This is a genomic window from Jeongeupia chitinilytica, from assembly GCF_014652315.1.
Taxonomy (GTDB): Bacteria; Pseudomonadota; Gammaproteobacteria; order Burkholderiales; family Chitinibacteraceae; genus Jeongeupia; species Jeongeupia chitinilytica.
In genome coordinates, this window is record NZ_BMYO01000008.1 from 246,459 (window position 1) to 255,346 (window position 8,888).

Consider the following 8,888-nt stretch of genomic DNA (forward strand, 5'->3'; position numbering starts at 1 on the left):
GCGGATCGGCTAGGCGGCAAAGGCCGGCGGCAGGAAGACTTCGGTCACGAGCAGGCGGTCGTGGCCGGCGAAGAACAGCGAACGACGGGCCCACAGCCGGGCCGGCAGGTCAGCGACGTGCGCGGCGGCCTTGCGCCACAAGGGGTGGCGGGCGTCGATCTGGCGCCACGCCAGCGGCGAGCGGCGTATCGTCGGCGTTGCGAACAGGAAGGAGCCGAGCGAGGCATTGCCGAGCCGGCCGATCGGGCGGAATCCCTTGCGCAGCGCACGGTGCTGCAGCACGCTGTGGGCGAATACCAGCGGGGTCTGGCCACTCATCAAGAGTACCTCGCGCGCTTCGACCTGCTGCTTGCGCCGCGCCAGCGCGATGGCCCGGCGCTCGTCGTCATGGGCACCGGCCGAAGCCTGCGTACAGACTCGGACCGAAAACGCGGGAAAGTGCGCCATCAGCCGCGCGGTCAGCGAGCCGCGCTCGGTCAGCCAGGGCCTGAGGGCCGGCGGGGCGAGACAGAGCGGCGTGTGCCAGGAAGCGGAGCGGGGCATGCGCGCATTATGCCATGCGCCCCCGGCCGTGCCGCCGCTCCGGCCGCTGTAATGGTGCTTTCCGTTTTCGACTGTAATGGTGGCGTGCGGCGCCGCTCGCCTATGATCGGACGATGAATACAGTTCCCCGCCCGATGTCCGACGGCGCGCTTTCCGGTGTGCGAGACGCCGTGCCGATGGTCGTCGGCATCCTGCCCTTCGGGCTGATTTTCGGCACGCTCGCCGGCCCGGCCGGCCTGCCGCCCTGGGCAACGCTGGCGATGTCGGCGCTGGTGTATGCCGGTTCGGCGCAGTTCATCGCCGTCACGCTGCTCGCCGCCGGCGCCAGCGTGCCGGTGATCCTGGCGACGACGCTGATCGTCAACCTGCGGCACATGCTCTACAGCGCAACGATGTCGCCCCATGTGAGCGGACTGCCGCGTGCCTGGCGCGCTTTCCTCGGTTTCTTTCTCACCGACGAGGCGTTCGCGCTGATCTACAACCGCTTCAGCAGCCCGCGGGGCAGCGTCGACCGGCCTCGCTACTACCTCGGCGTGGCACTGACACTGTTCCTGGCCTGGACCGGTTCGACGGCCGTCGGCGTACTGCTCGGCAACATCGTGCCGGGGATCCAGCACTGGGGACTCGAATTCGCGATGGTGGCGAGTTTCGTCGGCATCGTCGTGCCGCAGCTGAAAAACCGCGCCCAGATCGGCGCCGCGCTCACTGCCGGCATCGTCGCACTGCTGGCGCACGGCCTGCCCTATCAGCTCGGCCTGATGGTTGCGGCGCTGACCGCGGTGGCGGTCGGCGTGGTGCTGGAACGACCGGCGGAGGAGGCGGCATGAGCACGGTCCTGTTGCTGGCCGGCATGGCCGGCATCACCTATGCGCTTCGGGTCTGTTTCTGGTTCGGTGCCGGCGAGGGTCTGCCCGCATGGTTCAAGCGTACGCTGCACTATGTGCCGGTTGCAGTGCTGACCGCGATCATCGTTCCGGCGGTGCTGCTCAAGGACGGTGCTTTTGATCTGGACATCCACAACGCCCGGCTGGCCGGCGCACTCGCGACCGGCTTCATCGTCTGGCGTTTCAAGCACCTGCTGGCCGGGATCGGTGGCGGCTTGCTGGTGTTCGTCCTGTGGCGCTGGCTCAGTCCGTTGCTGATGTCATAGATGTAATTATTGGTCGCGTTTATTTGTAATAAATCGGCAAGATTGCAAAGCAATTAGAAAGACTTGCGACAGAGTTTGGAAAATGTCGGTAGCATAGGCATCGTTTTCTTCTCACTCTCCCCATCACCGTGGTCCTGTGTGTCTCCATGCCGGCAGCCAGCGTGCCGGTCAGCTCCATCCGGCCTGCGCGGTCGGACGCATGCCGGCGTTGTGTCCGGTTGTCGCCGGCATGAACCGTTCCAGACTGCTGCGTCCGCTGCTGTGGCTGATCGTGGTGGCGACGGCAATGACGGCGTTGGCCCTGCTGGCCAACTGGAGCGCCAAGAGCGAAATCAAGCGCCTGCGCGACCTCGGCCAGAATCGCCTCGACGTGTATGCCGGCAGCCTGCGCAATGCGATCGAGCGCTACGACGCGCTGCCGGTGGTCCTGTCGACGCACCCCGACATCGCCGCGCTGTTGCGCAACCCGGACGATCCGGCGCTGCGCGACCGGATCAACCGCTATCTGGCGCTGAGCAACAACGACACCCGTTCGACCGTGCTCTATCTGCTCGACGCACAAGGGATGACCGTTGCCGCCAGCAACTGGGACACGCCGCAAAGCTACATCGGCAAGAACTACGCGTTCCGGCCGTACTTCCTCCAGGCCAAGGAGGGCCGGGCCGGGCGCTTTTACGGCGTGGGCTTCACCACGCACCAGCCCGGCTACTTCCTGTCCTATCCGGTCCGCGATGCCGACAAGGTCGTCGGGGTCGTCGTTGCCAAGATCAATCTCGATGCGATCGAGCGCGACTGGCCCAACAATGGCGAGCGGATCCTGCTGGCCGACAGCAATGGCGTGGTCTTCCTGTCCACCGATCCGGCGCTGAAATGGCGGGCGCTTGCACCGCTGCCGGACGAAATGCTCCGCTATATCGAAGACACCCGCCAGTACGGCGATCGCGGTACGTTTGCCCCGCTGGGATTGGCCGGACGCGAACGGCTGGATGCCGGCACCGAGCGCGCCGAACTGGAGGTGGGCGGCAAGTCCAGACCGGTGCTGGTACAGCGGCTGGTGCTGAACGACCTTGGCTGGCAGGTGGTGGTCCTGAACGACCTGGCGCCGGTGCGCCTGGCGGTGCGCGACACCCTGGTCGTGGCCATCTTTGCCCTGTTGGCGGTCGCGTCGCTGCTCTTGTACTGGCACCAGTCCCGCCGGCGCATGCTCGACCGGATGAATGCAAGCATCGAGTTGCGGCGGACACAGATTGCGCTCGAACGCGAGGTGGCGGTGCGCGGCGGTGAGCTCGCCGACACCCAGCAGCGGTTGCAGCGCGAGGCTGCCGAGCGCCAGCGTCTGGAAGCCAGCCTGCGCGTCGCGCACGACAAGCTGCTGCACGCCGGCAAGCTGGCCGTGCTCGGACAGATGACGTCGGCGGTGATCCGCGAACTGAGCCAGCCGGTGGCCGCGATGCGCACGCTGGCCCACTCGCTGCGCGATGTGCCTGGCCTCGACGACGGCGAGCGACGCCAGCTTGACGGGGTTGGCGAACAAACCGGCCGACTGGTCACGCTGGTGACGCGGCTTGGCGCCTACGCCCGCCGCAGCGACGACCGGGTCGGGCCGGTGCTGCTCGACGGCGCCATCGGCAATGCGGTCGCGCTGCTCGAAGCGCAGATCCGTCAGCTGCAGGTCCGGCTCGACGTCGACCAGCCCGACCGCATGCTGCGCGTCTCGGGGAACCTCGCCCGGCTTGAACAGTTGCTGGTCAACCTGCTGCGCAACGCGCTCGACGCCGTGCGGACTTCGCCGCAACCGGTGATCCGGATCGCGGTACTGCGCGCCGGGCCACGGGTGCAGATTACGGTCTGCGACAACGGCCCGGGCATCGCCGAGGCTGCGTTGCCGGTCCTGTTCGAGCCCTTCGCCGTTCCGGACAGCGGCCGCGACCGGCTCGGACTCGGGCTGATGACGGCGCAGGCGATCGCAAGCGATTGTGGCGGTCGCCTCAGCGCCGCAAACCGCCCCGAGGGGGGCGCATCCTTCATGCTGGAACTCTCCGCGGTCGACTGGCGACCCGCGAACGGCTGATCCGTCCGGCCGGCGCACGGCCAGCGCATTTCGTCGTGTTCCGTTCGGCACGTTACAATCGCGGTCCGATGTCCTGCCGCGACCGCCATGTCCTTTGAGCCGCTCGAAGCCGAACTCGCCGCGCGCCGTGCGGCCGACCTGTACCGTCAGCGCCGCGTGACCGACGGCCCGCAGGGCGCCGACGTCGAGGTCGGCGGACGGCGTCTGGTCAATTTCTGCAGCAACGATTATCTCGGCCTTGCCGGCCACCCCGACCTCGTCGCGGCGGCACAGGCCGGTGCGGCGCGCTGGGGCGTCGGCAGTGGCGCCTCGCATCTGGTGTGCGGCCACAGCGCGGCGCACGAGGCGATGGAAGCCAGACTGGCATCCTTCGTCGGCAAACCGGCGGCGCTGTCGTTTTCCACCGGCTACATGGCCAATCTCGCCGCCGTGAGTGCGCTGGTGGGCCGCGGTGACGCGGTTTTTGCCGACAAGCTCAACCATGCCTCACTGAACGATGCCTGCCAGTTGTCGCATGCCGCGTTCAAGCGCTTTGCCCACAATGATCTGGCACAGCTCGAGCGGCTGCTGGCGACGACCGAAGCCAGGCGGCGGCTGATCGTTGTCGATGCGGTGTTCAGCATGGATGGCGACTGCGCGCCGCTGGCCGAAATCATGCGGCTGGCCGAACGCTACGACGCCTGGGTCTACGTCGATGACGCACACGGTTTTGGCGTGCTCGGCGATGGCCACGGCAGCACGGTCGGTCTCGATTCGCCGCGGCTGATCTACATGGCGACGCTGGGCAAGGCCGCCGGTGTGGCCGGTGCCTTCATTGCCGCCGAGGCGGTCGTGATCGATTATCTGATCAACACCGCCCGGCCCTACATCTACACGACGGCAGCTCCGGCCTTGCTGGCCGAGGCCGTCCTTGCCAGTGTCGACCTGATCGAGCGCGAGCACTGGCGCCGCGATGCGCTGGCCGCACACATCGCGATGCTGCGCAGTGTGCTTGGACCGGCACTGCTGCCCTCGGCCACGCCGATCCAGCCGGCCGTCGTTGCCGACAGTGCGGCGGCGTTGCAGCGCTCCGCGCAATTGTACGACGCGGGTTTGTGGGTTGCGGCGATTCGTCCGCCAACGGTGCCGACGCCGCGTTTGCGCATCTGCCTGTCGGCTGCGCATCGTGCCGACGATGTTGCACGCCTCGGCGCGCTGCTGGCGCAGCAGGCCGAGCCCCCCGGCTTGACGCGGTTGCCGGCGATGAAGCCGGCGCCGAACTAGGAACAACGATGAACCTGCACTTCGATTCCCTCGGCCACGGCGACGACGTCGTCTGGCTGCACGGCTGGGCCATGAACGGCGCCGTCTGGCGTGACGTCGCCGGTCTCCTTGCCGATGATGCCTGCCATCATCTGGTCGACCTGCCCGGTCACGGCCGCAGCGCCGCCGATGCACCGCTGTCGCTGGCGATGATGGTCGATGCGCTCGACGCCGCATTTCCGTTTCCGGTCCACGTGGTCGGATGGAGTCTGGGCGGCGCGGTTGCAGCCGCGTGGGCGGCCCGTTCGCCGGACAAGCTGCGCTCGCTGACGCTGGTCGCGTCGAGCCCGTGCTTCATGCAGCGGCCGGACTGGCGCAGCGCGATGCCGGAGAAAACGCTGGCGCAGTTTGCGACGAGTCTGGGTGACGATTGGCGTGGCACGCTGAAGCGCTTCATCAGCCTGCAGGCCATGGGGGATGAAGCGGCCCGCGCTGTTGCACGCCGACTGGGCGACGAGCTGTTCGAGCACGGCGAGCCCGCACTGGACGCGCTCGGCGAGGGGCTGGCGATCCTGCGCGATACCGATCTGCGCGCCGAGGTTGCCGCGCTCGATCTGCCGGTGCTGTTGCAGTTCGGCGACCGGGACACGCTGACACCGTTACCCGCCGGAGCCTGGCTGGCACAGACGCTGCCGCAGGCCGAGTTCGTCGTTCATCGTGGCGCCGCGCATGTGCCCTTCGTGTCGCATCGCGATGCTTTTGTTTCGGCGCAACGGCGGTTTCTGGCTTCGATCTGACCGGTCGGGGCAACGCGCGCTGTTTTGCGCTGCACGCAGTGGTCCAGCATTCCGGGGTTCAGGCCCAGCCCGACGACAGCCACTGTGCCCAGTCGAGCCGGTCGCGATCGAGCGCCTGTTCGACGGCCTGCTCGTGATCGTACGGTACGGCGCGGTGGTCGATCAGCCAGCCGCGATCGGTCGCCTCGATCCGCGCGTAGCGCGCCAGCGGTGCACCGGTCTGCATCGCATGCGGCGGATCGGTGTCACGGAACGCCGGCAGGCCGACGCTGCCCGGATTGACGATCATGCGGCCGTCCGGCAGCGTGAGTACCCGCGGAATGTGGCTGTGGCCACAGACGAGAATTTCGGCAGCGATACCGGCGGCGTCGGCATGGATGTCGCCGAGCGCACGCAATCCGTCGTCGAGGTCTTCGAGCCAGTAGCGCGTATCGTCGCCCGGTTTGCCGTGGCAGGCGTAGACCAGATTGTCGACCAGCACGCTGGCCGGCCGGCGTTGCAGCCAGCGCACACCGGCCGCACCGAGTTCGTCGAGCACGTAGTCCATGGTCGTCGACGAGGTGCCGTCGATGACGTCGCGGTCCTGGTTGCCATTGATGCCGAGTACGCGCCGCGTTGCCGATTCGGCCTGCAGCCGCTGCCAGGTGCCGCGCGGATCCAGCGGGCCGTACAGCGTATCGCCGAGATCGAGCAGCGTCGCTTCCGGCCAGTCGGCCAGATCGGCGAGTACGGCGTCGAGCGCGGCGAGGTTGCCGTGAATGTCGGAAAGCAGCGCGTAGCGCAGTTTCACCGCTGGGCTTCCATCTTCGGCGCACGCTCCATCAGTGCATTGACGATGTCCGGAACGCTGGCGCCATCGAACAGCAGGCGACAGACCGCCGCAGTGATCGGCATGTCGACATTCAGCGCTTGTGCCTGACGGTTCACCTCGCGCGCGGTCGGTACGCCTTCGGCGACATGGCCGAGGCTGGCGAGTGCCTCGTCCAGGCTCAGCCCTTCGGCCAGCTTGAGTCCGACGCGACGGTTGCGGCTCAGGTCGCCGGTCGCGGTCAGCAGCAGGTCGCCGATGCCGGCAAGTCCCATGAAGGTTTCGCTCCGTGCGCCGAGCGCAGCACCAAAGCGGCTCATTTCGGCCAGACCGCGGGTCAGCAGTGCCGCACGCGCGTTCAAACCATAGCCGAGGCCGTCGCAGACGCCAGCAGCAATCGCCAGCACGTTCTTGACTGCGGCGCCGATTTCGACGCCGATCAGGTCGTCGCTGGCGTAGAGCCGCAGTACCGGCGTGTTCAGGGTTTCGACGATGCGCTGCGCGAACGCGGCATCGGTCGCGGCAATGGTGACCGCACCCGGCAGGCCCTTGGCGACTTCCTGGGCAAAACTCGGCCCGGACAGCATGCCGCGCGGCACCGCCGGGTCCATTTCCTCGAAGGCGACCTCGTGCGGAAACTTCATGGTGCCGGCTTCGAGTCCCTTGCATGCCCACAGCACCGGCGCGGTCGATCCGAGTTCGCGCAGTGCGCGCAGCGTGCCGCGCAACCCCGACATCGGCGTGACGATCAGCACGCAATCGGCATCCGCGACCGTGTCGGCCAGCGAGGCGCTCACCGACAGCGTGGCCGGAAACGGTGCGTTGGCGAGGTAGCGCGAATTGGCGCGCTCGCTGCGCATCGTCTCGACCTGATCGGCATTGCGACTCCACAGCATCACGTTGCTCTGCTCGGCAAAGCGGATTGCCAGCGCGGTGCCCCAGGCGCCAGCGCCGAGTACGGCAAGTTTCATCGGTATCGTCCTCCAGTGTTCCGGTATAGCCGATCGCCGTCGCGCAGGGCGAAGGCGACGCTACAAATGACAACGCGCCGTGGTGAACCACGGCGCGTCTTGTCGACCCCGTTCTCAGGGGGAGCAGGGATCAGTGCGTGGTTTCGGTCGCACCGGCCTGCTGCTGCGCGGCCTGTTGTGCGCGTTGCTGCAGGTAGATCGCCTCGAAGTTGATCGGTTGCAGCAGCAGCGGCGGGAAGCCGGCGCGGGTGGTCAGGTCCGACACGGTTTCGCGCAGGTACGGGAACAGGATGCTCGGCGCACCGATGCCCAGCAGCGGGTCCATTTCCTCGGCCGGCACGTGCTCGATCTGGAACAGGCCTGCCTGGGTGGCTTCGACCAGGAACACGGTGCGGTCTTCAACCTGTGCTTGTGCCGTGACGGTCAGGCTGACTTCGAAGAAACCGTTGTCGAAGCCGCGGGCTTCGTTGCGGAACTGGATATTGAATTCCGGCTGCAGCTGTTCGAGGAACGCTTGCGGCGCGTTCGGCGACTCGACCGAGACATCCTTCACATAGATCTTCTGGATCGCGAATACCGGCTGGTTTTCCGCTGCTTGGTTTTCTTCGCTCATGATTCCTTCCTGGGTGTCACGGTGTGTGTTTGAGTGCTTTGGACAGCGCGCGAAATCATCGCACGATTCCTTGGCCGCTGCCACTTGGCGCGGCGCAGCGGTTATTCGGCCGCAAGCAACGGCAGCAGCCCGCCGGCACGGTCGAGCGCGGCCAGGTCATCGTAGCCGCCGACATGGGTATCGCCGATATAGATCTGCGGTACGGTGCGTCGGCCGGTTTTCTGTATCATCGTCTCGCGTTGTGCCGGCTCAAGGTCGATGCGGATCTTCTCGAGGGCGGTCACGCCACGGGCGGTCAGCAGGCGTTCGGCCATTACGCAGTACGGGCAAACGCCCGTGCTGTACATCACCACTTTGGACATGGTCGTGTTTCCAAGGTCAAAACTGTTCGTTTTCTTCAGATGAGGGCGCTACTGACAGAGTGCAAGTCCGTGTCGGTCCGGTTGCTTCGCGTCGTTGATGGCCACGTTGCCCGGATTTGCATATAGATAAACGCGCGAGGGAGAACCGGGCGACCCTGGGCCGCCCGTTGTGCTTTTCCGGCGCGGTGAAGCAGGGACTGCGGGGTGTTTGACGGGCCGGCAGTGGTGTTCGGGCCGGTTGGGTGGGTCCGGCGAGGCCGAAACTGACGGTTTTGATGCCGTTGGCATGGATTTGTCAGCTTTGCAGTCGGGTCTGGGGCGGCGTTGCGGT

10 protein-coding genes are annotated in these 8,888 nt (G+C 66.8%); 5 read left to right on the forward strand and 5 right to left on the reverse strand.

Annotated elements, in window-relative coordinates:
- Positions 1–9 precede the first annotated feature (9 nt).
- On the reverse strand, positions 10–543 hold the full coding sequence (locus tag IE097_RS15635; protein ID WP_189461786.1) for a chorismate--pyruvate lyase family protein: 534 nt from the start codon (positions 541–543) through the stop codon (positions 10–12).
- Between the two features lie 113 nt (positions 544–656).
- Here IE097_RS15635 and IE097_RS15640 point away from each other — a divergent pair, with 113 nt between their 5' ends.
- The 5 genes from IE097_RS15640 to bioH all read left to right on the forward strand — a co-directional run bounded on the left by IE097_RS15640 (position 657) and on the right by bioH (position 5,803).
- On the forward strand, positions 657–1,370 hold the full coding sequence (locus IE097_RS15640) for an AzlC family ABC transporter permease (RefSeq protein ID WP_229797617.1): 714 nt from the start codon (positions 657–659) through the stop codon (positions 1,368–1,370).
- A complete protein-coding gene (locus tag IE097_RS15645) occupies positions 1,367–1,693 on the forward strand; it encodes an AzlD domain-containing protein (RefSeq protein WP_189461787.1) in 327 nt (108 codons plus the stop codon). The genes IE097_RS15640 and IE097_RS15645 overlap by 4 nt, the downstream gene beginning before the upstream one ends.
- Before the next feature lie 229 nt (positions 1,694–1,922).
- On the forward strand, positions 1,923–3,764 hold the full coding sequence (locus IE097_RS15650) for a sensor histidine kinase (protein WP_189461788.1): 1,842 nt from the start codon (positions 1,923–1,925) through the stop codon (positions 3,762–3,764).
- Between the two features lie 87 nt (positions 3,765–3,851).
- Positions 3,852–5,027, forward strand: a complete 1,176-nt coding sequence (gene bioF / locus IE097_RS15655; RefSeq protein WP_189461789.1) for an 8-amino-7-oxononanoate synthase — start codon at positions 3,852–3,854, stop codon at positions 5,025–5,027.
- 8 nt (positions 5,028–5,035) lie between these two features.
- On the forward strand, positions 5,036–5,803 hold the full coding sequence (bioH, locus tag IE097_RS15660) for a pimeloyl-ACP methyl ester esterase BioH (RefSeq protein WP_189461790.1): 768 nt from the start codon (positions 5,036–5,038) through the stop codon (positions 5,801–5,803).
- A 58-nt stretch (positions 5,804–5,861) separates the two neighbouring features.
- On the opposite strand, the gene IE097_RS15665 is transcribed toward bioH, so the two are convergent.
- The 4 genes from IE097_RS15665 to grxC form a co-directional block, all read right to left on the reverse strand.
- Positions 5,862–6,593 (reverse strand): metallophosphoesterase family protein, encoded by a 732-nt coding sequence (locus tag IE097_RS15665; RefSeq protein ID WP_189461791.1) that lies wholly within the window; start codon positions 6,591–6,593, stop codon positions 5,862–5,864.
- Positions 6,590–7,582, reverse strand: coding sequence for an NAD(P)H-dependent glycerol-3-phosphate dehydrogenase (locus tag IE097_RS15670; protein WP_189461792.1), 993 nt, complete (start codon positions 7,580–7,582; stop codon positions 6,590–6,592). The genes IE097_RS15665 and IE097_RS15670 overlap by 4 nt, the downstream gene beginning before the upstream one ends.
- Before the next feature lie 130 nt (positions 7,583–7,712).
- A complete protein-coding gene (secB, locus tag IE097_RS15675; RefSeq protein ID WP_189461793.1) occupies positions 7,713–8,195 on the reverse strand; it encodes a protein-export chaperone SecB in 483 nt (160 codons plus the stop codon).
- A 101-nt stretch (positions 8,196–8,296) separates the two neighbouring features.
- Positions 8,297–8,557 carry a glutaredoxin 3 gene (gene grxC / locus IE097_RS15680; RefSeq protein ID WP_189461794.1) on the reverse strand — a complete coding sequence of 87 codons (261 nt, stop codon included), beginning with the start codon at positions 8,555–8,557 and terminating at the stop codon, positions 8,297–8,299.
- Between the last annotated feature and the right edge of the window lie 331 nt (positions 8,558–8,888).